Annotated in this window: 21 protein-coding genes; 16 read left to right on the top strand and 5 right to left on the bottom strand. The window is 42.2% G+C overall.

The features are described 5' to 3' along the window. Nucleotides 1-357 precede the first annotated feature (357 nt). The 5 genes from ACWPWY_RS11045 to ACWPWY_RS11025 form a co-directional block, all read right to left on the bottom strand. The gene (locus tag ACWPWY_RS11045) at nucleotides 358-636 is read right to left on the bottom strand and encodes a YxcD family protein (RefSeq protein WP_191799327.1); all 279 of its coding nucleotides are present in this window, start codon (nucleotides 634-636) and stop codon (nucleotides 358-360) included. Nucleotides 637-641: 5 nt separating this feature from the next. Next, nucleotides 642-1106 carry a hypothetical protein gene (locus ACWPWY_RS11040; protein WP_454191743.1) on the bottom strand — a complete coding sequence of 155 codons (465 nt, stop codon included), beginning with the start codon at nucleotides 1104-1106 and terminating at the stop codon, nucleotides 642-644. Between the two features lie 88 nt (nucleotides 1107-1194). Then, nucleotides 1195-1752, bottom strand: coding sequence for a PadR family transcriptional regulator (locus ACWPWY_RS11035; RefSeq protein ID WP_454191742.1), 558 nt, complete (start codon nucleotides 1750-1752; stop codon nucleotides 1195-1197). 219 nt (nucleotides 1753-1971) lie between these two features. Beyond that, nucleotides 1972-2550, bottom strand: coding sequence for a beta-class carbonic anhydrase (locus ACWPWY_RS11030; RefSeq protein WP_454191741.1), 579 nt, complete (start codon nucleotides 2548-2550; stop codon nucleotides 1972-1974). 47 nt (nucleotides 2551-2597) lie between these two features. Then, nucleotides 2598-2945, bottom strand: a complete 348-nt coding sequence (locus tag ACWPWY_RS11025) for an iron-sulfur cluster biosynthesis family protein (protein ID WP_454191740.1) — start codon at nucleotides 2943-2945, stop codon at nucleotides 2598-2600. Between the two features lie 117 nt (nucleotides 2946-3062). On the opposite strand from ACWPWY_RS11025, the gene ACWPWY_RS11020 reads away from it, so the two are divergent. The 16 genes from ACWPWY_RS11020 to ACWPWY_RS10945 all read left to right on the top strand — a co-directional run bounded on the left by ACWPWY_RS11020 (nucleotide 3063) and on the right by ACWPWY_RS10945 (nucleotide 22974). After that, nucleotides 3063-4580 (top strand): carboxypeptidase M32, encoded by a 1518-nt coding sequence (locus ACWPWY_RS11020; protein ID WP_454191739.1) that lies wholly within the window; start codon nucleotides 3063-3065, stop codon nucleotides 4578-4580. Nucleotides 4581-4784: 204 nt separating this feature from the next. Further along, on the top strand, nucleotides 4785-5795 hold the full coding sequence (locus tag ACWPWY_RS11015) for an ABC transporter substrate-binding protein (RefSeq protein WP_454192858.1): 1011 nt from the start codon (nucleotides 4785-4787) through the stop codon (nucleotides 5793-5795). Between the two features lie 27 nt (nucleotides 5796-5822). Beyond that, complete coding sequence (locus tag ACWPWY_RS11010) at nucleotides 5823-6605, top strand: ABC transporter ATP-binding protein (protein ID WP_454191738.1); 783 nt, start codon at nucleotides 5823-5825, stop codon at nucleotides 6603-6605. Further along, nucleotides 6602-7441 (top strand): ABC transporter permease, encoded by an 840-nt coding sequence (locus ACWPWY_RS11005; RefSeq protein ID WP_454191737.1) that lies wholly within the window; start codon nucleotides 6602-6604, stop codon nucleotides 7439-7441. Before ACWPWY_RS11010 ends, ACWPWY_RS11005 begins: the two co-directional genes overlap by 4 nt. Before the next feature lie 190 nt (nucleotides 7442-7631). Continuing rightward, nucleotides 7632-8597 carry an aromatic acid exporter family protein gene (locus tag ACWPWY_RS11000; RefSeq protein WP_454191736.1) on the top strand — a complete coding sequence of 322 codons (966 nt, stop codon included), beginning with the start codon at nucleotides 7632-7634 and terminating at the stop codon, nucleotides 8595-8597. Between the two features lie 113 nt (nucleotides 8598-8710). Further along, nucleotides 8711-9268, top strand: coding sequence for an outer spore coat protein CotE (locus ACWPWY_RS10995; protein ID WP_191799335.1), 558 nt, complete (start codon nucleotides 8711-8713; stop codon nucleotides 9266-9268). Between the two features lie 111 nt (nucleotides 9269-9379). Beyond that, nucleotides 9380-10609: a putative amidoligase domain-containing protein gene (locus tag ACWPWY_RS10990; RefSeq protein ID WP_454191735.1), complete on the top strand. Its 1230-nt coding sequence runs from the start codon at nucleotides 9380-9382 to the stop codon at nucleotides 10607-10609. Nucleotides 10610-10714: 105 nt separating this feature from the next. Beyond that, nucleotides 10715-13477: a DNA mismatch repair protein MutS gene (mutS, locus tag ACWPWY_RS10985; RefSeq protein ID WP_454191734.1), complete on the top strand. Its 2763-nt coding sequence runs from the start codon at nucleotides 10715-10717 to the stop codon at nucleotides 13475-13477. A gap of 36 nt (nucleotides 13478-13513) precedes the next feature. Further along, on the top strand, nucleotides 13514-15559 hold the full coding sequence (gene mutL / locus ACWPWY_RS10980) for a DNA mismatch repair endonuclease MutL (protein ID WP_454191733.1): 2046 nt from the start codon (nucleotides 13514-13516) through the stop codon (nucleotides 15557-15559). Nucleotides 15560-15583: 24 nt separating this feature from the next. Continuing rightward, entirely contained in the window at nucleotides 15584-16369 is a 786-nt protein-coding gene (locus ACWPWY_RS10975) for a class I SAM-dependent methyltransferase (RefSeq protein WP_454191732.1), read from the top strand. After that, the gene (gene miaA, locus ACWPWY_RS10970) at nucleotides 16353-17306 is read left to right on the top strand and encodes a tRNA (adenosine(37)-N6)-dimethylallyltransferase MiaA (protein WP_454191731.1); all 954 of its coding nucleotides are present in this window, start codon (nucleotides 16353-16355) and stop codon (nucleotides 17304-17306) included. The genes ACWPWY_RS10975 and miaA overlap by 17 nt, the downstream gene beginning before the upstream one ends. Nucleotides 17307-17352: 46 nt before the next feature. Continuing rightward, nucleotides 17353-17592 carry an RNA chaperone Hfq gene (hfq, locus tag ACWPWY_RS10965; protein ID WP_160031946.1) on the top strand — a complete coding sequence of 80 codons (240 nt, stop codon included), beginning with the start codon at nucleotides 17353-17355 and terminating at the stop codon, nucleotides 17590-17592. Nucleotides 17593-17765: 173 nt separating this feature from the next. Then, nucleotides 17766-20441 (top strand): PBP1A family penicillin-binding protein, encoded by a 2676-nt coding sequence (locus ACWPWY_RS10960; protein ID WP_454191730.1) that lies wholly within the window; start codon nucleotides 17766-17768, stop codon nucleotides 20439-20441. Between the two features lie 241 nt (nucleotides 20442-20682). Continuing rightward, on the top strand, nucleotides 20683-21234 hold the full coding sequence (locus ACWPWY_RS10955; RefSeq protein ID WP_454191729.1) for a DUF402 domain-containing protein: 552 nt from the start codon (nucleotides 20683-20685) through the stop codon (nucleotides 21232-21234). A gap of 2 nt (nucleotides 21235-21236) precedes the next feature. Then, a complete protein-coding gene (locus tag ACWPWY_RS10950; RefSeq protein WP_454191728.1) occupies nucleotides 21237-21893 on the top strand; it encodes a YdcF family protein in 657 nt (218 codons plus the stop codon). Nucleotides 21894-21987: 94 nt separating this feature from the next. Beyond that, complete coding sequence (locus tag ACWPWY_RS10945; protein WP_454191727.1) at nucleotides 21988-22974, top strand: AAA family ATPase; 987 nt, start codon at nucleotides 21988-21990, stop codon at nucleotides 22972-22974. The last annotated feature ends 40 nt before the right edge of the window (nucleotides 22975-23014 follow it).

The raw sequence follows: 23014 nt of genomic DNA, 5'->3' as shown, positions 1-23014 counted from the left end.
GACTTATCAGATGAAAAAAACCATTCTTTCCGTAGCACTCCTATTGGGACTATTCGTAGTAACTTTTCATAGTTACACACCACTTCAATTGGATCTAGCTGATCATGGATCTGAGTACACTGGTAGATAATTAATAAACTCTTTACATAAATACGTTTACCCGCACCATAATTTTAACGATACCCGCGAGCTTATATTCTAAGCTGGTGGGTATCGTTTTTTATTCGTGCTTCCATTAGAAAGCTCTCTAAAATGAGGATCAATGTGATGTGTAAAATAAAAAGGCTGTCCAGCGTCATTTTCATGACTTGGACAGCCTTTTCTACTGTATATCTAGATTAAACTAAATCGTAGAGATTAAGTACGGATCGTGGCCGTAATTTCTTCATCAAGTTCAAGGGTAACATCTTCACGATAAGCACGAATATTATACTCCTGGTGAACGTATCGCAGGATCGCTTCAATCATATTCGCTTCAACGATGAACTGGCTGCGACCTTGAGCCCATACCTCTGCACTGTATCCGGTATCTTCATCCCAGCTAAGTTCGACTTGAACATCCGTTGGGTTAATTTGTTTACGTTCTGCAGTGTGGATGCATATTGCATTCACGATCTCATCCATTGTAATAACCATATTTCTTAATACCGTCCGTTTCCGCCGTTGTTATTACCTGATTTTTCATTCTCCAGGCGACGTTTCTTAATAGATCTATAAATACCTACTCCAAGCATAACAATGACATAGATCGCTAAGAGGTTAATTGCAAGACCGAGCAGATCGCCGAGGAATCCCATGTTACCAAAGAGACCGCCGAACAACATCCCTGCAAGACCACCAATCATTAGACCTTTCATTAAAGATCCACCACCAAAAAATCCTGGTTTCTTAGCTGCTGTATTTGCAGAGTTATTCGTAGCATTGCTTTTTGTATTCGAGTTCGTGCTGTTATTAGAACGGCTAGGATTACTTTGATATGACTTGGTACCTGATTTAAATCCACCGCGGCGTGCATCGGCATGATCCGGAATTGCAAGAGTAGAGAAAATCAGTGTAAAAGCCATCATCACCATTAATATACGTTTCGTGCTGAACCATTTTTTCATATGAGTGAAAAACCCTCCTGGAATGTGATTTTTGTGACATAGATTATTTACGTGTGAGAAAATCATTGGTTTCATTTTTTTGCGATCATTAATGTGTGCTGGTTGCTTCGCGTTCTTGATAATGATTATTTATGAGGCCATTAACCCAATGGCACCATTCAATACCCGTTTTTGCAGTCATGGTTCCTTTCGTATTTACAATGTATTCCCCAAAATATGGACTGCCTGGTTGTACTGCTTCTTCAGGTAAATTGGCAAGCAATGCTTCATAATATGCAAGCCGAGATTCAAACCAATCTCTGCGTTCATCGACCCATCGCTTCATCACAATGGGATTGGTGACTTGGAAGCAGATCATACGAAGATTTAGTTCATCCCTTAAAGCCGGGGTGGACACGGGAGTGTACATCCAGTCCAATAATTTCTGAATACCTTTGTCTGTGACACGGTACATTTTTTTATCCGGTTTGTCTGTTTGTTCAACCCAGCGAGCCGATAGCAGTCCTTCATCTTCCATTCGGGAAAGAATTGGATAAATTTGACTATGCTTTGCTTGCCAGTGTGGCTGAATTCTTAGCATAAGATCATAGCCGGAAGATTCGTCACGTGTGAGTAACCCGAGCAAACCATAGGACAGTATGTTCAAGTGGACATTCTCCTTTACTAAGTTATAGCTACATCAAACATGAAATTAAGCGTTTTCTATAACTATAATATGAATAAAAGTGTACACTAATACTGTATGGTTTGACAACCGTTCTTCCGGTTTCCATCCGAAGAATGTATAAGTTGTGTCACGAAAATGTAATAAAAAAACAAGAGTCTACATTACGGAGTGTAATGTAGACTCTTGTTTCTCTATCTATTATGATTTCACTGCAAGATTTTTGTGTCCGTCAACTAATAGATCCAGCGCGCCAGTTTTTGGATCAATAATCATACCGTGAACCGGTACATCGGAAGGAAGGAGAGGGTGGTTGCGAATTAGATTTACCGTTTCCATCAATCCTTCTTCTACGTTGTTAAATCCGCGGAGCCAATTTTTAAGGTTAATCCCGGAATGTTCGATCGTGTTAAGGACCATATCTGGGATTCCTCTTTCTGTCATGTGATGGAGCATATCATCACTATTTAGTGCAGCCATTCCGCATTCATGATGCCCTACGACAATGACTTCTTTTGCACCAAGCTCGTACAATCCTACAAGAATGCTGCGCATTGCACTACCGAATGGGTGAGAAATAACAGCACCTGCTGTTTTAATGATTTTAACGTCACCATTACGGAAATTCATGGCTTTCGGAAGAAGTTCAACGAGTCGTGTATCCATACATGTAACGATCATCATTTTCTTTTGAGGAAACTTATCGGATATGTAAGCCTCATAGTCCCGGTTTTCTACAAACTGCTTGTTATGTTCCAGAATATCCTTGATGTTGTCCATGTTACATCCTCCTTGGTATTTACTAGCTAGTGATAAGGTTTAACTAATTAGTCCTGTGTTTCTTGAACACGAGTATCCTTCGGAAACAGATACATGCCATAATGTTGCCCGTTACTGGATAGTCTCAAAGAACGATCACCAGGATCTGTTGATAAAATAAGTTCTTCCTCAAAAAAAACAGCCTTTGATCCGTCAAGAATAAAGGTGAGCTCCGGGATATTGCTCTCCATTGTAATATCCAAATCTTCCGTGTTTGAAACAATATGAAATGCAGGAACGCCGCTTACTACACAACCGCAGCCTTCCGTGTCGTAAAACAAACGAATGACACCGGGCTTCTCACCAAGCTTATTCTTAAGAAGCTCTTCTGCAGCCTTGTTTACTTTGATTTTCATAGTCACTCGTTCCTCCTATATTACAAGATAAGTAATCTACTCTGTAAAGTTGATTATACGACTTACAAAAAGTATGATCAAGAGGAAGAGATTATATTGTAGATGAGGTGCATTGATATGGATCACAATATTCAAGCAAAATTCGAAGTTTTTTTGAATATGAATCGAAAAATAAAAAGTTATTATGAGGCTATCGGTTTGCTTGATTGGGATTTAGCTACGGGTGCTCCACGTAAGGGCGTAGATACACGTTCTGAGACAATTGGTATGCTGGCAACAGAAGCATTCAAAATTTCGATCTCGGATGAAATGAAAGAGCTCATTACTTATTTAACGAACGAAGATGTATTTAATCAGCTTCAAGAACAAAATCAGCGTTTAGTAGAGGATCTTAAGCTGGAAATGGATCGTATGCAGTCCGTCCCGCCGGATAAATTCCAGGCTTTTAGCGTGCTTGCGCCGAAGTCACAAGTGCAGTGGGAGAGTGCAAAAGAAAGCGGGGATTTTTCTGCCTTCGAACCTTACTTATCCCAAATCGTAGAAATGAAAAGAGAATTCATAGATTATTATGGCGTGAAAGATACGCGCTACGATACGCTGCTTGATATGTTTGAACCCGATCTCACGGTAGCAAAACTTGACGAAGTATTCAGCAGGTTGAAAGCGCGACTCGTTCCTCTGCAAGAAAAAATTAAAAATTCCGTACATAAACCGGATACTTCCTTCCTGGATCAAGCTTTCGATATCAAGAAACAAGAAGAATTTAGCCGCTATATTCTGGGGGAAATGGGCTATGATTTTGAAGCCGGAAGACTAGACGAAAGCGTTCATCCATTCGCTACAGGGCTTAATCCAGGGGATGTACGTATTACCACGCATTATTATGAAAAAGATGTGGCAAGCGCCATATTCAGCTCACTTCATGAAGGCGGTCATGCGCTATATGAACAAAATATCGATCCAAAACTGGAAGGCACCCTTCTTGCAGAAGGAACTTCCATGGGAATTCATGAATCTCAATCGAGATTGTGGGAAAATATGATTGGCCGTAGTCTGCCTTTCTGGGAGCGCTATTACCCGGTATTACAGTCTTACTTCCCAGAGCAGTTGAAAGATGTATCTGTAGAATCTTTCTACCGTGCAATTAATAAAGTAGAGAGTTCACTAATACGTATTGAAGCAGACGAACTAACTTACAACTTGCATATCATTATCCGCTATGAAATAGAGAAGATGTTATTTAACGAGAATTTATCGGTTTCAGATCTTCCTTCCGTCTGGAATGAAAAATATAAACAATACCTCGGTGTGACACCTCCTCACGATGGTTTGGGTGTCTTGCAGGATGTACACTGGTCCAGTGGAGATTTTGGTTATTTTGCATCATACTCACTGGGAAATATGTATGCTGCACAGATCGTTAACACGATGCGAAAAGAAATGCCGGAATTTGATCATTATCTTCGAGAAGGGAATCTTTCTCCGATTAAAGAATGGCTTACTGAAAAAGTGTACCAGTATGGTAAATCACGAAAACCTTCTGAACTTATACTCGCAATTACGGGAGAAGAGCTAAATCCGGATTATCTTGCAGATTATTTAGAGAATAAATATAAAGAGATTTATTCTCTATAGAGCATAGATAGAGAGAAGAATGCTTAGTTTTCAAAGTGAAAAAGACAAAGCTGACGGTCATTATGATCTGTCAGCTTTTTTTACATTGCGATGTGAAATATATGAAAACGGGCGGTGTCATCTCTTTGATTTCGTTAACCATTAGTAAGTTATTTGCATACTATATTCATAAATTGCATTGCTTACTTCGGGGAGGGTTCTATGATGAAAGGAAAAGGATGGTGGAAGCTGTTTGTATTGCCGGTTCTCCTGTTAAGCGTCGTTCTCAGCGGGTGTACGGGTGGAAAAAGCAGCGGGGATGTAAAGGTAAGGGTAGGGGAGGTTACTCGTTCCGTATTTTATGCACCAGAGTATGTAGCTGTCGCTAAAGGTTTTTTCAAGGAAGAAGGACTTGATGTAGAGATTCAAACGACTGCAGGTGGAGACAAGACCATGGCTGCTCTTTTGGCAGGGTCCATTGATATCGCCTTAGTTGGAGCCGAAACCTCCATCTATGTATATCAGCAGGGATCAGAAGACCCTGTAATCAATTTTGCTCAAGTAACGCAAACCGATGGAACCTTTTTATTCGCAAGAGATCAACAAGGTGACTTTGACTGGTCACAGCTCAAAAATAGTGAATTTCTTGGTCAGAGAAAAGGTGGTATGCCGCAGATGGCGGGAGAGTTTGTACTCAGTAAGAAGGGGATCGATCCTCACCAGGATTTGACGCTGATTCAAAATATCGATTTTGCAAACATTGCAGCTGCCTTTGCTTCGGGAACTGGAGATTATGTGCAGCTCTTTGAACCGCAAGCATCCATTTTTGAAAAAGAAGGCAGAGGGAAAGTGGTTGCTTCGTTCGGGGTGGAAAGCGGACATTTGCCTTATACGGTATTTATGACAAAGCAAAGTTATATAAAAGAAAGCCCAGAGACCGTAACCAAATTTACTAGAGGTCTTCATAAAGCACAGACCTGGGTGAATGAGCATTCGTCTGAGGAAATTGCGGATGTTATTATGCCTTATTTCAAAGATGCGGATCCATCGATCGTTACCAGCAGTATAGAGCGTTATAAAGCACAAGGAACTTATGCGACTGACCCGATCATTGACGATGAAGAGTGGAATAACTTGCTTGCAGTTATGAAAAATGCAGGAGAACTAAGAGAGGAAGTTCCCGCTTCGGCCATTGTGAATAACGATTTTGCAAATGATGTTATCTCCTCCAAGTGAAGTCTGTTTATCAAAGGAAGTGAGTGAATGACTTTAATAGAAATGAAGGATATTACCCATGTGTATGTGACCGAAAGAGAAGCAAAACTCGCGATTGAATCACTTCATTTAGAAGTAGAGCAAGGCGAGTTCATTAGTCTAGTCGGTCCAAGCGGCTGCGGTAAAACAACTATACTCTCTATGATCGCCGGACTCCTTTTTCCTACGAAAGGAGAAGTCAGGTTATCTGGAGATGTAATCAAGTCCCCCTCCCCCAAGGTTGGATATATGCTGCAACAGGATTACTTGTACCCGTGGCGGACCATTATGGAGAACATATTAATAGGTCTTGAGATTACGGGACAGCTTACGAAAGATTCTGAACAAAAAACAAGTGAAATGCTCGCAAATATGGGGCTTGAAGGGACAGAAAACCTCTACCCTTCTTCCTTATCAGGCGGGATGCGCCAGCGGGTAGCACTTGTGCGAACGTTGGCAACGAACCCTGACCTGCTCCTGCTCGATGAACCCTTCTCAGCACTAGACTATCAAACGAAACTTCAACTTGAAGATTTGATCTCTGCCATACTTCGAGAGCAGGGGAAGACGGCTATCCTGGTAACACATGATTTATCTGAAGCGATTGCGGTAAGTGATAAAGTGATTGTACTCGATAAAAATCCAGGGAGAATTCGCAGAACATTCGTCATTCCGGATGGAATCAGGAAGGCACAGCCTTTTTATGCGCGGGAACAGCCTGGATTCAATGAACTATTTAATGAGATATGGAGAGAACTGGAAGACACAGATGGAAAGGAGGATAACAGATGAAGGAGCAAGAAGGGTTGAATCAATCTCAAGGGCAGGACTGGCTTGGGCAAATCCATGGTCAGTATAATCGCAAACGAAAATCCTTGCGCCGAAAAGTCAGTCTTACCCAGATTGGTATTCTCATTATTATGTTTCTATCGTGGGAAGTCGCTGGAAGAATGAAATGGATTGATGTGCTGCTCTTCAGTTATCCTTCCAAAATCTTTGGACAGCTTGGTAAGGATATAGCCAGCGGTGAAATTTGGAGTCACTTATCCGTTACTGTATTTGAGACGGTGGTTGGGTTTCTGCTTGGAACCATTCTAGGAACGCTCATTGCCATCTTAATCTGGTGGTCCCCTTTCTTATCTAAGGTTCTTGATCCATACCTCGTTGTATTTAATAGTATGCCCAAAGTAGCCCTCGGTCCCATCTTTATCGTCATGTTTGGTGCTGGTTTTACCGCAATCATCATGACGACGATCTCCATTACTGTCATTATTACAACGCTCGTTGTATATAACAGCTTTAATGAAGTAGATCCGAATTATGTGAAGGTCGTTCGTACTTTTGGAGCGAACCGCAAGCAAATCTTTCGAAAAGTTATTTTTCCAGCTTCGTTTCCGGCGATTGTTTCTACTTTAAAAGTGAATGTGGGGCTGGCTTGGATCGGGGTTATCGTCGGAGAATTTCTTGTTGCGAAGGAAGGACTTGGATATCTTATTATTTATGGTTTTCAGGTATTTAACTTTACGCTCGTCATGTCCAGTCTTATCGTCATCGCCGTTGTTGCTACGATTATGTACCAACTTGTAGCTTGGCTTGAGCGCAAACTGATGGGAGGGCGTGAACTATAGCACAATGAATCAAAGTAATGTGAAAAAAACACGGAAATATGTAGATTTTGCGTCACCCGAATCAGTTACATTGTTCGGCTAACAAAAATCATGTACGATAAATACCTACGATCCGTTTGGGTAATAACAAGGTTGTCTGCATTCGTGTAGAACCTTGATTGCCGATAGAGATAGAGGAGAGATATCATACATGGGGTTTCGTGTTATTAAAACAGCTATTGCAGCTCTTATGGCTGTTCTGATTGCTGATGCGGCGGGCTTGCACAGTCCGACCTCGGCAGGTCTACTCGCTATACTTGGAGTGGACGTAACTCGCAAAAGAAGCCTGAAAACCATTTCGGCACGGTTTTTCGCGTCGGTAGTCGGGCTTCTTTTTGCATCTGTTCTGTTTGCAGTATTTGGATTTCACTACTGGGTGCTGGCAGCCTATATTCTGACCGCTTTTCCTGCGATTGTACGAGCAGGGTTCAAAGAAGGGATCGTCACCGGCTCCGTTGTTGTATTTCGGGTATTTAGCGGAGGGGAGATCAGTTTTGAGGTCATCGGAATTCAAATTCTGATGCTTATTATCGGTCTGGGTTCGGCTATGGTCGTGAATATGGCTTACATGCCGAAACCGGATAATAAACTGTTAAACATAAGACACGACATTGATGCATTATTTTCTGTGATTTTCAAGGAATTCGCAAACACCTTAAAGGATCCTTCCTATGTTTGGGGTGGAAAAGAGATTATTGAAGCAGAAAAAGTGATATCAAGCGGAATTGCCGCTTCTAAAATGTATCTCGAAAATCAGGTTATTCACCCAAACGAAGAATGGACGGTTTATTTTTACATGCGAAAGACGCAGCTAGATTCAATTCAGCATATGATGCATTTGATATCCCAAGTATATACAACGATGACACATGCCGAGATGGTAGCTGAGTTATTTGATCAGCTAAGCGCTGATGTTCACACCGAGTTCTATACGGGGCGTACCGAAAAACTGCTGCAAGAGATGGAAGAACAGTTTCGCGTAATGGACCTTCCAACCACTAGGGAGGAATTTGAACTTCGTTCCGCGATTAGACAACTCTGCAGAGAACTTGGATTATATTTAAAAATTGCGAAAAAAGATAAAGCTCCTTTTCCCGTGTCAGCTAAAGGAGAATAGCTTTTATTTCATAAATCTTTTATTAATAGAAAAAATAAGTGGCTTAATCAATCAACAAATGCCCATGTCCTGCATACATATAAATGGAATGATTGTATGGAGGAGGTTCAAAGATGTCATTAGGTCATAAACAACAATGTAGAGAGATTATAACGAAAGCGATCTGCGGCAAAGGTCGTAAGTTCTCTACCGTAACACATACTGTGACTCCGCCACATAATCCTACCAGTATTTTAGGTGCATGGATTATAAATCACGAGTACGAGGCGGTTGCGGCTGGTGACGGAATTGAAGTGATTGGTACTTACGATATCAATATTTGGTATTCTTATGACCAAAACTCTCAAACCGACGTTGCTAAGGAAACAGTATCTTATGTAGAGAATGTTCCACTGTCGTACCTTGATCCGAAACACCGTGCTTCTACAGTAGAGGTTTCTGCGGAGTCAACACAGGAACCGAGCTGCGTAGAAGCAAGTGTATCTTCAAATGGTGAGAGTGTACTTATTCGGGTGGAACGCGAATTCGCTGTCGAACTGATTGCCGAAACCAAAGTCAATGTGCTTGTTAGTCCTCATGGCTGTGGGGACGATGACAAAGATTATGATTTTGGTACAGTCGAAGCAGATTTCGATGAACTTGATCCAGATTCACTGGATGATGAACTGTAATTGCTTTTTCGATCTGTATAGTGCATCATATGCGCCGAACTCTTCGGCGTAGAGGGCGGCAGCCCTCCTTTTTTTTATTTTTTTAGTCTGAAGGAGAAGGGTGGAAGCGGGATGGTCGTAATCCGGAATTTACCTTTATATGAGCAGATGTCTATAGCAGAACGATCTGCAAGACTAATACGTTCGGGTCTCGGTTCCGCCCTCTCTATACATAGAGAGCAAGAAAATTATTTTAAAGTATATTATGAAGTACTAGTTAGTCAGCTGAAAGCATTGCGGGTTCGGAAGGTCGTATACACAGGAATAAAGCAAATTAAAGAGACGTCCGTACTTCGAATAGAAGAAACGTCCCGTCATAGAAGAATTGAACGTGCTGCCGTAAAGGCAGCTTATGCGCTGAATTTAGTGCACGCAGAGATTGTATTGGAATCATCGGAAAAAGGAGCTGTCATTACGAGTGTCAACGATTATCCTTGGCTCATAAGTAATGATATTCGTCTAATGTACGAACAGGCAATAGGGGAAACAGAGCTCGCTTTGGAAGCGGAAATAGAAGCGGGCACTGTACCGGTACTTGGCATGGACCCCGAGTTTTTGCTATTACGTGAAGACAGAACTATGGTTCCTGCCTCTCTGTTCTTGGAACGTCAAGGAGAAGTGGGATGTGACTCTATTACTCGGGATGGAAGAAGGATCTATCCTGTAGCTGAACTCCGCCCAAGTCCGAGCGCTGAACCAAGAGAACTCATGACACACCTTATGCATGCGTTTCGTACGGCTTCTTCTCTTATTACCGATCGTTCTTTAATCTGGTGTGCAGGAGGTATGCCTGTAAAAGGAATTCCTCTTGGGGGACACGTACATTTTAGCCAGGTGGTGCTTAGCTTCGAACTCTTGCGGGCTCTAGACAATTATTTAGCGCTACCTGTTGCCATACTGGAAGATCCGAGAAGCGCCGGAAGAAGACCTCGTTATGGATACCTGGGAGATTTTCGGGTACAACCTTACGGAGGATTTGAATATCGAACGTTGCCAAGCTTTCTAGTCTCTCCCATGATCGCAAAAGGTGTTGTGGCTATGGCAGGACTCATTGTTTCTCAGTACCGGAGACTAAACTTGCGGCCACTGGATCAGCCAGAGATACATGCCGCCTTTTATGAAGGGAACCGGGTTCTGCTCCGCTCTGTCATGGAGCCCCTTTTGCAAGAAATGATTCTTCTTCCTGAATACCGAAAATTTCATAAATATATCAACCCGTTAGTGTCTGCCTTATACGAAGGTAAGACGTGGGATGAAACAAGGGATATCCGGCCCATGTGGAATATTCCGCTAGAGCCATGACATGCTTAGTCTTTTTGTTATAATAGAGATCTGAACGATAGAAAGCCGTATCTTAGAAAAAAGATATGAAAGCTTTACAACGTGTAGCAGGAGTGGATAAATATCATGGCACAATATACGCCGATGATTCAGCAATATTTGAAAGTAAAAGAACAAGCGCAAGATGCGTTTCTTTTTTTTCGTTTAGGCGATTTTTATGAAATGTTTTTTGAAGATGCAACCCTTGCCGCTAAAGAACTAGAAATTACACTTACCGGCCGAGAAGGCGGAGGCGGCGAAAAAATACCGATGTGCGGAGTGCCTTATCACTCGGCTGATAACTATATTCATCGTTTAATTGAAAAAGGATATAAAGTAGCCATCTGTGAACAAATGGAAGATGCAGCGACAACCAAAGGGATGGTCCGCAGGGAAATTGTGCGTGTCATTACTCCAGGAACGGTCATGGAAGGCAAAACGCTTGGCGATAAAAGCAATAACTATATGATTTGTCTTACCCAGAAGAATGGGATGATCGCCATTTCCGCATGTGATCTGTCTACGGGCGAACTTTATTTAACATCAGCCCTTTACTCCGAGAAGTGGTTAAAAGATGAAATTGGGATTTACGAACCGTCAGAAATATTTGGTGACACAGCTCTTCTCCATACGGTGAAGAGTGAACTGATGACGGGGAATCGACCAGTTACTTTTACGGATTATGAGAAGAGTAAAGCGGACCTTGTGATTGAGCAGTTTGGAGAAACGGTATGGGCTAGACTCGGGGAAGAACGTCAGCACTGTCTGGCCACTTTATTCTCGTATCTTCATGAGACACAAAGACGATCTCTTGGTCAGCTTACAGAAGTATCGACTTATGAACCTGATAACTATATGATCCTTGATCCTTTTACTAGGAGAAATCTAGAACTAGTAGAAACGGTGCGCGATCGGTCGAAGAAAGGTTCCCTTCTGTCTCTTATTGATAAGACGGAAACATCCATGGGCGCAAGAATGCTCCGCCGCTGGATTGATAAACCTCTTTTGCAAAAGAATAAAATTGAAGAGCGTCTGGAAGCGGTAGACAAGCTGTATCATCAGTTTATCTTGCGTCAGGATATTCGGGAGCAGTTACAAGAAATCTATGATCTGGAACGCCTTGTCGGACGGATTGCATTTGGAAATGCGAACGGTCGGGACATGAATGCGCTAAAAGTATCACTTGCCAGGGTTCCTGCTTTAATTGAATTATGTCTGAACTCTCCATCTGAAACATTGCAAAAGATTGCAAGTTCCCTAGATCACTGTTTCGACCTTAAGGAACTGATCGAGGAAGCTATTGTGGATGAGCCGCCAGTTTCCGTACGGGACGGAGGAATGATTCGAGAAGGGTATCATGAATACCTCGATGAACTGCGTTATGCAAGTGTGAACGGAAAACGCTGGATTGCTGAGCTTGAAGCCAGAGAGCGTCAAGCTACAGGCATTCGTTCTCTTAAAATCGGATACAACAAAGTATTCGGTTACTATATTGAAGTGACAAAATCAAACGTAGCGTCCTTGCCAGAAGGACGGTATGAGCGAAAACAAACACTGGCCAACGCAGAACGTTATATCACTCCCGAGCTGAAGGAGAAGGAGACTCTTATTCTTGAAGCCGAGGAAAAAATGATGGGGCTTGAATATTCTTTATTCATTGAACTTCGGGATAAGCTGGCAGGTGAAGTAAAAAGACTTCAGCGCCTCGCAGAGCAAGTTGCAGAGATTGATGTCTATCAATCCCTTGCAACGGTGAGTGCCGAACGAGGTTTTGTAAAACCTGTAATTACGGATGCATTTGATATGAAGATTAAGCAAGGCAGACACCCTGTCGTTGAATCCGTCATGCGCGATGGTTCGTTCATGGCTAATGATACCTTGATGGAACAAGAAGATCCGCGTATTTTGCTAATCACTGGTCCGAATATGGCAGGGAAAAGCACCTATATGCGGCAGGTTGCTCTGATTACAATTTTGGCACAAATGGGTTCATTTGTACCTGCTGCGCAGGCAGAAGTTCCGATTATGGACCGGATTTTCACAAGAATTGGCGCAGGTGATGATCTCATTGGAGGTCAAAGTACTTTCATGGTTGAAATGGCAGATATTCAGATCATGACCGAAAAAGCAACACCGCGAAGTTTGGTTATTATCGATGAGCTTGGCCGGGGAACTTCTACAAGTGAAGGGATGGCTATTGCTCAGGCTGTGATTGAATATGTACATGATCATATCGGCTGCAAGGCGCTTGTATCGACTCACTTCCATGAGCTGTCTCATTTGGAGGAAAGTCTATCTTCTCTTCGCAATTACTCGATGGCAGTCCAGGAGAAAGAAGATGAAGTTCAGTTCCTGCGTAAATTGATCCCGGGGGCTGCGAGCAGCAGTTACGGTATTTATGTAGCTAGACTTGCAGGTCTGCCTGGCTCTATTATCGAGCGAGCGAATGGCCTCATCCATGAGACGATAGGTACAATGGACAAGCATGATATTAAGAAGAATGTACACTTAGAGTCTGCTGCTGGCAGAGAGCAAAGTGCTGCAACTTCTGAGGATCATACGTATTCTAGTCTAAGTTCTGAGCTGGATGAGCGTAAGACAGATGAATATGTCATGGAGTCACCGGTATTTGATACCGCTGAAGAGAGTACGCAAGATACAGAAGTCGTTCAGCTTTCGATTTTTGATGAAGAAGACATTAAGCCGAAGAAAAAAGCAACTCAAGCAGAGGTTGATCCAGCTGTGAAGCATATCATCAAGAAACTAAAAACAGCGGATTTAATGAATATGACCCCACTGGAAGCGATGCAGTTTGTGAATGACCTGAAAATGAAAGTAAATGATCTATAATTTAAAATATAATTGAAGTAAAGGGAGGGTTAAAAGGTGGCTAAAATTCATGTCCTGGATGAACATATTGCAAACCAGATTGCTGCAGGTGAGGTGGTAGAAAGACCCGCTTCGGTAGTAAAGGAGCTTGTAGAGAATTCGATCGATGCAGGCAGTACACGAATTGATGTCTCTGTATATGAAGGGGGACTTCAAACAATTCGTGTCACAGATAACGGCGGCGGCATAGATCCCGATGATATGGAAACCGCCTTTTACCGTCACGCAACAAGTAAAATCGAGAATGGCAGAGATCTGTTTGAAATTACGAGTTTAGGATTTCGAGGAGAAGCACTCCCGAGTATTGCTGCCGTGTCTAAAGTTCGTCTTGTCAGCTCGAATAAGGACGACGGGCGTGGAAGAGAGATTGTAATTGAAGGCGGTAGATTAATCCGACATGAAGATATTACCGCTTCTCGAGGTACTGATTTTACGGTAGAAGAACTGTTCTATAATACACCAGCAAGGCTGAAATATATGAAGACGATCCAGACAGAGCTCGGTCATATCTCAGATGCGATCTACCGAATGGCATTGTCACATCCTCATATCGCATTTACCCTAAGACATAATGGGAATATGTTGCTGCAAACGATTGGAAACGGTGATTTGGTTCAGGTGATTGCTGCCATATATGGAACTTCTGCGGCCAAAACGATGCTGCCAGTAAACGGGGAAAACCTGGATTATAAGATTAGAGGATTTGTGAGTCGACCCGATTTTACAAGAGCCAACCGGAACGGAATATCCACGATTATCAATGGAAGATATATTAGAAACTATGGACTGAATCAAGCACTGCTGAAGGCGTACCATACACTATTGCCTATTAATCGTTTCCCGCTGGCCGTATTACAGCTTGAAATGCATCCGTCGCTGGTTGATGTGAACGTGCACCCTGCTAAGCTGGAAGTGCGATTTAGTAAAGAAGTTGAACTATACGCTTTTGTAGAGGAAATAGTACATGCTTCCCTGCGGCAAGAAGTGTTAATACCGCAAGTGGTCAAGCAAACGATTGGTAAACCGGGCAGCACTTCTACTGTGCAGGAACAATTCCATTTTCCAAGAGGCAAGATCGAAGATCGTGCGGAAACAAAGCAGTTTTCTGGTTCTTTTGCGAAACAGTACACTTCTTCTATAGAAAAAGAATTACCTTCTTCTGAGATTAGAGAGAGATCGGTTAGTTATGAACAACAGGTTCAGAGTCCAGATCAGACGCTTCCTTCTAAAGGTTCAAAAGATGATCTTGATGAAGACTACATTCAGCCGGATGGGAAGCAGGAGAGTCTCTCACCCTTTAATTATTCAGAAGCTCCTTCAGAAGTGAGAAATGAACGTCAACAAGTAAAACAATCGCAGCTCAATAAGTCCTTTAAAGACTATTATCGTGATATCGCTGCATCCAAAAATAATAAACCAGCCGATCCCTATCATCATTCTTCAGAGAGACCGGAGCTTCCTGAGTTTCCAGAACTTTCTCTGATTGGTCAACATCATGGAACGTATTTGATTGCGCAAAATGATAGTGGTCTTTATTTGATTGATCAGCATGCTGCTCATGAGCGAATCAATTATGAGTTTTATTACAAGCAGTTTGGTAATCCAGTAGAAGCGTCTCAGGAGCTATTGCTTCCAATTACACTGGAGTTTACCCCTTCAGAAACAGAGCAGCTGAAAACGAAGCTTCCGTGGTTTGAGAAAGCGGGTGTATATCTGGAGCATTTTGGAGGGCAGACTTTTCGTGTTACTTCCTATCCTTACTGGTTCCCAAAAGGAAGTGAAGAATCGATCATTCTAGAAATGGCAGAATGGGTGTTATCGGAAAGGTCTATTGACTTATCGAAGCTCCGGGAAGCATCTTCTATTATGTGTTCATGTAAGGCGTCTATTAAGGCGAATCAGAAATTGACTGAAAAAGAGGCCGAGGTCTTGCTTGAAAGACTCGCTGAGTGTAAGCAGCCATACACATGTCCACATGGAAGACCCATTGTCGTTTCCTTTTCAACGTATGATTTAGAAAAAATGTTTAAAAGAGTTATGTAAATTGGAATAAGGAACGGAGAAATCATGTTAATTACAACTGGGGAAACAAAAAATGGGGATCTAGTGAAACGAGCAATGGATCTAGCAGAGGCCACTGGATCTTTATATGTCCCGCGAAATAAAACTTCTCTAGCGCGGCTTGCAGAAGAGTATAAGGATGATGAGATTGTTGTGGTCGTAAAGGAAGGAGCACGTCTTAGCCGTCAAAACGAACCAGAGCTTTCTTTTCACCCGAGCATGGGGTATGTCAGAGCGAAGCGGATTTTACGGGGGGAAAGTGACCCGATGCTGACGGCAGGTGACATCAAGGAAGGAGATACCGTGCTTGATTGCACAGCCGGATTAGGTACGGATGCCCTAGTTTTTGCTGTAGCGGTTGGAAAAAGCGGTCACGTTATTGCTTGTGAAAGCTCGCATTCCTTATACACATTATTACTCGAAGGAATGAAGTACTACCGTACAGGCAAGCCTGAGGTAAATGAGGCAATGAGATCAATTGAACTAAAACATAGTGATCACCTTCGTTTGCTCAAGCAGATGGAAGATAAAAGCGTTGACGTTATTTATTTTGATCCTATGTTTCGTAAACCGATGCTGGATTCGAGCGGCATAAAGCCCCTTCGTCCATTCGCAAATGATGCTGCGCTACAGATCGAGAGTATAATAGAGGCACGCAGAGTCGCAAGAAAGCGGATCGTTATGAAAGAAAAGGCCGGTAGCGATGAATTTACAAGACTGGGGTTGCGTGAACCCGATCGTGCGAGGTCCAAAATAGTGTACGGAGTGATTGAACTTGACAACGAGCAATAAGCCCAAGCTGCTTGTCCTTGTAGGGCCTACAGCGGTGGGAAAGACAAAAATGAGTATAGAACTGGCCAAAACATTTAATGCTGAGATCATTTCAGGTGATTCTATGCAGGTATATCGGCAGATGGACATTGGAACAGCGAAGATTAAACCAGAAGAAATGAATGGGATTCCTCATCATCTAATCGATATTCATGAGCCAGATTATCCTTATTCGGTAGCAGAATTTCAAGAGAACTGCCGCCACTTGATCGAAGATATTCATGCGAGAGGAAAGTTGCCTTTTATCGTAGGGGGCACAGGACTTTATGTAGAATCCGTATGTTATAATTTTCAGTTCTCGGAAGTGGGCTCTGATGAAGATTTTCGTAAGGAACAATTTGATTATGCGGATGTGCACGGACCTGAGAAACTCCATGAGAAATTAAGAGAAATTGATCCGCCGAGTGCCGAAAGATTACACCCTAATGATGTAAGACGTGTGATCAGAGCGCTTGAAATTTACCATATGACAGGCATGAGACAATCTGATCAGCTTGCCGCGCAAAAAAAAGAATCTCCCTATGATCTATTTATCGTCGGTTTGACAATGGATAGACAAATGCTATATAAACGTATTGAAGACCGTATTGATGAAATGATGGAAGAAGGTTTAGTACAGGAAGTAGCTTCACTGCTAGATCGTGGTGTAGGACCAGGCTGCATCTCTATGCAAGGTCTCGGATATAAAGAGATTGCTTCTTATCTTCGAGGAGAAATTCCGCTAGAAACAGCCGTAAGTGAACTGAAGAGAGATACGCGTCGATTCGCCAAACGACAGCTATCCTGGTTCAGACATATGAAAGATATTCATTGGGTGGATATGACGGATACTGCAAATTTTTCTACGAGTTTCGCTATGATACGTGATATAATAGCTAAAAAGCTGAATTTGAAGTAACATCATCTTCAAAACAATCTAATAGAATTATTGGGGGTACGGCTAAATGACCAAGTCCATCAACATCCAGGATACGTTCTTGAATCAAATGCGGAAAGAAAACATTCCAGCAACCATATTTCTAGTTAACGGTTTTCAAATTCGAGGTACGGTAAAGGCATTTGATAATTATACGATTGTTGTCGATAGTGACGGACGCCAGCAAATGATCTATAAGCATGCCATATCCACTTTTACACCTCAGCGCAACATCTCACTGATGCAAAATGGAAACAATGAAGAATAAAGAATGAAACTTTCTTAAAATGAAATCGTTAATAGGGATAAGGATTGGCGGAGCAACCTGTAAAGGTTGTTCTTTTACTTCCTACGGTATTTTTCCATGTTTCTACAAATACTAAAGAAAAAGACATAAGGTAGCATTCATCGTGCGTACCAAAAAGGAGTCAGGGAGGTATCATGTCAAACGATACACTGTCCAGATCCGGCAATCGCAACAATAAGAATAATAAAAAGAAACCAAGCGATAAAAAAGCCGGATCTAAGAAGAAAAAAATTACACGTAAACGCGTAGGTTGGACTTTATTTTTCACAGCAGCTTTTGCTATATTCATCGCACTGGCTGGGTACTTGTTCATTATGGTTAGTGGAGAACGCATTCTATCTGCGAATCTGGATAAGATGACGGTGAACGAAACATCGAAAGTTTATGATTCACAAGGAAACGAGATTAGTGAGCTTTCGATCGAAAATTGGGAACCGGCTACAGAAGAAGAAATTCCTCAACTCGTAAAAGATGCATTTGTTGCTACAGAGGACCGCAGATTTTATGAACATAAGGGTGTAGACCTTTGGTCCATTGCCCGTGCTGCGGTAAAAGACGTTATGGCCCGTTCGTTAGTTGAAGGGGGAAGTACAATTTCCCAGCAGTTAGCCAAGAACGTATTCTTGACTCGGGATAAAACATTCTTCCGTAAAGCTACTGAAGTGTCAATCGCACTAGCGCTTGAGCGGAATTATACCAAAGACGAGATCCTTACCATGTATTTGAACCGTGTGTGGTTCGGATATCAGGAATATGGAATTAAAGCAGCTTCGCAGTTTTATTTTGGTGAAGATGATCTAAGTGAACTGGAACTATGGGAAGTTGCGACACTGGCTGCGATTCCAAAAGGACCGTCTGCTTATAACCCTTCAGGGAACCCAATTGATTCCAAAGCTCGTAGGGGTGTAGTTCTTGATCTGATGTATGAGCAAGGATATATCACGAAGGAAGAGATGGAAGAAGCGAAGGAAGTTGAATACACTTACGAAAGACCAAAAGAAGAACGTAAATATGATTCGTATGTGGACTATGTTCTGAAAGAAGCTGAAGAGGTAACAGGCAAAACGACTGATGATTTGAATATTGGCGGATATCAGATTTATACAGCGATGAATACGCAGGCTCAGGAAGCAGTCGAAGAAGCTTTCAAAAATGATGATCTGTTTGAAGATAGTCCTGATGATGAGAAAGTTCAAGGGTCAATGGTTATTATGGATCATGAGTCAGGAAGTATCGTTGCTCTTCAAGGTGGACGTGATTATCAGCGTCAAGGCTTCAACCGTGCAACTAGCAGTTATCGTCAGCCGGGATCGGCATTTAAACCAATTGCATCGTATGCACCGGCTCTGGAGACAGGGAAGTTCACGAAAAACTCTAGTTTGAGTAATGAACAGCAATGTTTTGGTGATTATTGTCCGAAGAACTTGCACGGATATTCCAGCACCATTGGAATGGCTGATGCGATTACTAAATCGGAAAATATTCCTGCAGTTTGGTTGCTTAACGAAATTGGTGTAGGAACAGGCTACGAGTTTGCTAAAAAACTGGGCATTACGATGACGGAAGATGATCGTAACCTTTCGATGGCGCTCGGCGGTCTAAGTAAAGGGACGAATACACTGGAAATGGCTACAGCGTATAGTGCATTTGCCAATCGCGGTCAGTACCAGGAAGGTTATGCGATTACGAAGATTGTAAATAGTGATGGCAAAACGATCTATGAGCATAAAGATGATAAAGAACAAGTGATGAGTGAAGAAACAGCCTATCAAATGACCCAGATGATGCAAGAAGTTGTCAACAGCGGAACGGGTACGAGTGCTAAATTGAGCCGACCAGTTGCGGGTAAGACAGGTACGACGCAAAGTGGTATCTCTGGAAACAGTGCAAACCGTGATGTATGGTTTGTTGGTTATACACCGGAATATACCGCAGCCGTATGGATGGGGTATGATGAACCAGATGCAGAGCATATGCTGAAAAACAGTAGTAAACTTGCTGCTACCTTCTTCAGTACAGTTATGGAAAAGGCACTTGAAGGGGTAGAACGAAAAGAATTCTTTACTCCAAAGAATGAAATTCCTGACACTCCAGTGGCTCCTCCGGTAGAAGAACCGGAAGTAGAAGTAGATGTATCGGTCAGCGGTCTGAGTGCTTCGTATGATGTTAACCAAAAAGCGGTATCTCTTAGCTGGAAAGGATCATCTACCGAAGGTGAGAAGTACCGCGTATACCGTAAAGAATCTTCAGAAGGTTCATTTACTCGGATCCAGGATGGAATCTCAGACACAAGTGCAACCGATACGGGAGCATTGCCGGGACTCACCTATGAATACTATGTGACCGCAATTAATCCGGAAAATGGAGAAGACTCTGCTCCGTCGAACACAGTTACTCTCTTCATTGAAGCGGAAGAGGTTATACCTGAAGAGCCAGAGCAACCAGAAACACCTCCTGTGGATGAAGGTGAAGATTCTGGTGAAGACCAGAATGACACTGATAATGGTGCTAATAACGGCAACGAAAATGGCACCGGTAATGGATCTGATAACGGATCTAATGAAGGAAATGGCAATAATAACGGCAACGGTAATGGTAACGAAAATAGCAATGGTAACAATGGAGGAAATGAAAGTGGCGGCGGTGAAACCGAAACTCCTAAGCCTGGTGAAAACAGCGGATCTGGTGGAGAAAGTGAAACAACCACTCCAGAAGAAACGGTTCCACCTGCTAATGAGACTTCTCCTGCTACGAATGGAGCTACCACTCCCCAAGCCGATACCAACAAACAAGATGAAACTACACCCTAAATGAATCATTTCAATTCAAAAGAAGCCAGCAGGTGATCAAACCTGCTGGCTTCTTTTTGTTCTACGGGAAGCGACTTTGAGTGTATATCTTAAATATGGTAAGCTGTAAATACCTTGTAGATTGTTCTTAATTGAGATGCGAAATGTGCGAATTAAGAACTTGGATGTAGTGAAAGGATCACTTCATCAAAAATGATAGGCATCGTATTTGGATGTGAGTAATGAATGAAGAGGGATGAGGATGAAAAGAAAATTCGGAGATCGAGCCAATTGGCGAAGAATTACCAATCGGCAATTTGCTTGCCGATATGTGGAGAGTGAAGAATTCACAGGCTATTTATCCCTTTATACGATTCATGATTTGAAGGAACCGCTGTGGAAGACGTATGGTGGATATACGTTTTGCACTGCAGATAAAGGTTATTCTTGGCTTCAGTATTTTCCAAAAGATGAACATTATGTTGTGACAGCCATGTTTGATGATGAGGAGAAAATTGTTGAATGGTACATTGATACCTGTCGTAATCAGGGGATTACGGATCAAGGAGTACCTTGGTTTGATGATTTATATCTCGATGTGATTGTCCTCAAAGATGGAGAAGTATTTTTGCTGGATGAAGATGAACTGGATGATGCACTGGAGAAAGGCCATATTACAACAGCAGATTATGAACTATCAACAAGAACGGCGCAGTATCTTCTTCAGACGATTGATGCTCATTCCTTTCCTTATTTCAAAATGTCCCTGGAAGATCGGGCGAATCTATTTGAAAATGGTGACTTTAAGGAGTAGACATGAAGATAGAGAAGATGAGAAAGAGACTGAAATTAAAAGATGTTATCTACGCCACGAAAGCTAGAAAGCGATTTTTTAAGATAATCCTCTTGTTGGCTGTTCTCTTTTTACTTTGGATCGGGTATACCCAGTGGAGAATTCTTACGCCGAGCGAATCTAACATAAGCGGACAAAAGGTAGATGTCGGAATTGTACTTGGAGCCTCGCTTTGGGGAGATGTACCGAGTCCTGGTTTACAGGAACGATTGGACCATGCGCTGATGTTATATGAAAAAGGGACGTTTACTTATTTCATCGTGAGCGGAGGGCTTGATAGTTCTGAGCATAGGTACACAGAAGCTGAAGGGATGCAGCAATACCTTGTTCGGCAGGGAGTAGATCCTAAGTATATTCTTTTAGAGAATGAAGCTACGAGTACTTACGAAAATTTACTATACAGCAAACGCATCATGAATGAACATGGCCTCCGTTCTTCGGTCATTATTACTCATGATTTTCATGGGATGAGATCGCTTGAAATTGCTACGTTCCTTGATTATGATAAACCAATGATTTCACTAGCTGAATCCCTTGTCATGCCATTTTTACCTAGCCAAATAAGAGAAACCCTCGCCTACTCGAAGTGGAAGATTGATCAGATTGTGCTCTCTTTCTAACAACCTACTTCGCAAAACTTCTAATAACATTCGCTCCGCTAGAATACCTTAAGTAGAGGAAGTTAAGCCCCTGAAGAGTAGAGGTGAGCGTTAGATGAATGGAAGAGCGATGGCAGCTGGAGGGGGTCAGGAAGGTAGACCTTCCCGGCAAATAAATGTGGTACTTCGTAATCACACGGATTTGTATAGTGTACAGGGCGGCTCAACAACAGAGGCAGATACAACGCAGGCTCAGATCAAAGATAATCCTCAATTCGCTATGTACCAGGATATTCAAAAAGAGTTAGACGAACTCGTGGGACTTGAAAGTATAAAAGATTTTGTGTTTGAAATATATGCGTTTTTGCAAATTGCACAGATGAGGACCGAGGCGGGTCTAGTAAGCGGCTCTCATGTTTACCACATGGTCTTTAAAGGGAATCCTGGTACTGGGAAAACAACAGTGGCGCGAATTGTTGCGAAACTATTTCAGAAGATGGGGGTTCTGACCAAAGGACATTTGATTGAGGTAGAACGGGCCGATCTTGTGGGTGAATATATTGGACATACCGCTCAAAAAACGCGGGATCTGGTTAAAAAATCGCTTGGTGGTATTTTGTTTATTGATGAAGCCTATAGTCTAGCTCGCGGTGGAGAGAAAGATTTTGGTAAAGAGGCGATCGATACATTAGTGAAAGCAATGGAAGATCACAAAAATCAATTTATACTTATCCTTGCTGGATACTCAGAGGAAATCGATTTTTTTATGCAGACCAATCCGGGTTTACCTTCTCGCTTTCCCATTCAGATCGAGTTTCCAGACTACTCCATTGATCAATTGATCCAAATATCAGAACTTATGGCAAAAGAACGGGATTATATTTTAATGCCGCAGTCCATACTCAAATTAAAACAACATTTGCTAGAAGAAAAAAATGATACCTCTCAAGCATTCAGTAACGCAAGGTATGTTCGGAATATTATTGAAAAGTCGATTCGTCACCAGGCGGTCCGGCTGCTAAATCAATATTCGTCAGGAAGCCCGGGAAAGCTCGAGCTGATGACTTTGCGAACAGAGGATTTAAAACTTGAGACGAAATAAATGAAAAACAATAATACAAGCAAACGATATGAAAAATAAG

Source organism: Paenibacillus sp. Marseille-Q7038, assembly GCF_965111595.1.
The sequence above is the reverse complement of the archived record's forward strand: the minus strand, read 5'-3'. Positions and strand labels throughout refer to the sequence as shown.

Coding starts and splice junctions, on each gene's coding strand:
- ACWPWY_RS11045 (WP_191799327.1), bottom strand. CDS start 636: ATGGTTATTACAATGGATGAGATCGTGAATGCAATATGCATCCACACT.
- ACWPWY_RS11040 (WP_454191743.1), bottom strand. CDS start 1,106: ATGAAAAAATGGTTCAGCACGAAACGTATATTAATGGTGATGATGGCT.
- ACWPWY_RS11030 (WP_454191741.1), bottom strand. CDS start 2,550: ATGGACAACATCAAGGATATTCTGGAACATAACAAGCAGTTTGTAGAA.
- ACWPWY_RS11025 (WP_454191740.1), bottom strand. CDS start 2,945: ATGAAAATCAAAGTAAACAAGGCTGCAGAAGAGCTTCTTAAGAATAAG.
- ACWPWY_RS11020 (WP_454191739.1), top strand. CDS start 3,063: ATGGATCACAATATTCAAGCAAAATTCGAAGTTTTTTTGAATATGAAT.
- ACWPWY_RS11015 (WP_454192858.1), top strand. CDS start 4,785: ATGAAAGGAAAAGGATGGTGGAAGCTGTTTGTATTGCCGGTTCTCCTG.
- ACWPWY_RS11010 (WP_454191738.1), top strand. CDS start 5,823: ATGACTTTAATAGAAATGAAGGATATTACCCATGTGTATGTGACCGAA.
- ACWPWY_RS11005 (WP_454191737.1), top strand. CDS start 6,602: ATGAAGGAGCAAGAAGGGTTGAATCAATCTCAAGGGCAGGACTGGCTT.
- ACWPWY_RS11000 (WP_454191736.1), top strand. CDS start 7,632: ATGGGGTTTCGTGTTATTAAAACAGCTATTGCAGCTCTTATGGCTGTT.
- ACWPWY_RS10995 (WP_191799335.1), top strand. CDS start 8,711: ATGTCATTAGGTCATAAACAACAATGTAGAGAGATTATAACGAAAGCG.
- ACWPWY_RS10990 (WP_454191735.1), top strand. CDS start 9,380: ATGGTCGTAATCCGGAATTTACCTTTATATGAGCAGATGTCTATAGCA.
- mutS (WP_454191734.1), top strand. CDS start 10,715: ATGGCACAATATACGCCGATGATTCAGCAATATTTGAAAGTAAAAGAA.
- ACWPWY_RS10975 (WP_454191732.1), top strand. CDS start 15,584: ATGTTAATTACAACTGGGGAAACAAAAAATGGGGATCTAGTGAAACGA.
- hfq (WP_160031946.1), top strand. CDS start 17,353: ATGACCAAGTCCATCAACATCCAGGATACGTTCTTGAATCAAATGCGG.
- ACWPWY_RS10960 (WP_454191730.1), top strand. CDS start 17,766: ATGTCAAACGATACACTGTCCAGATCCGGCAATCGCAACAATAAGAAT.
- ACWPWY_RS10955 (WP_454191729.1), top strand. CDS start 20,683: ATGAAAAGAAAATTCGGAGATCGAGCCAATTGGCGAAGAATTACCAAT.
- ACWPWY_RS10950 (WP_454191728.1), top strand. CDS start 21,237: ATGAAGATAGAGAAGATGAGAAAGAGACTGAAATTAAAAGATGTTATC.
- ACWPWY_RS10945 (WP_454191727.1), top strand. CDS start 21,988: ATGAATGGAAGAGCGATGGCAGCTGGAGGGGGTCAGGAAGGTAGACCT.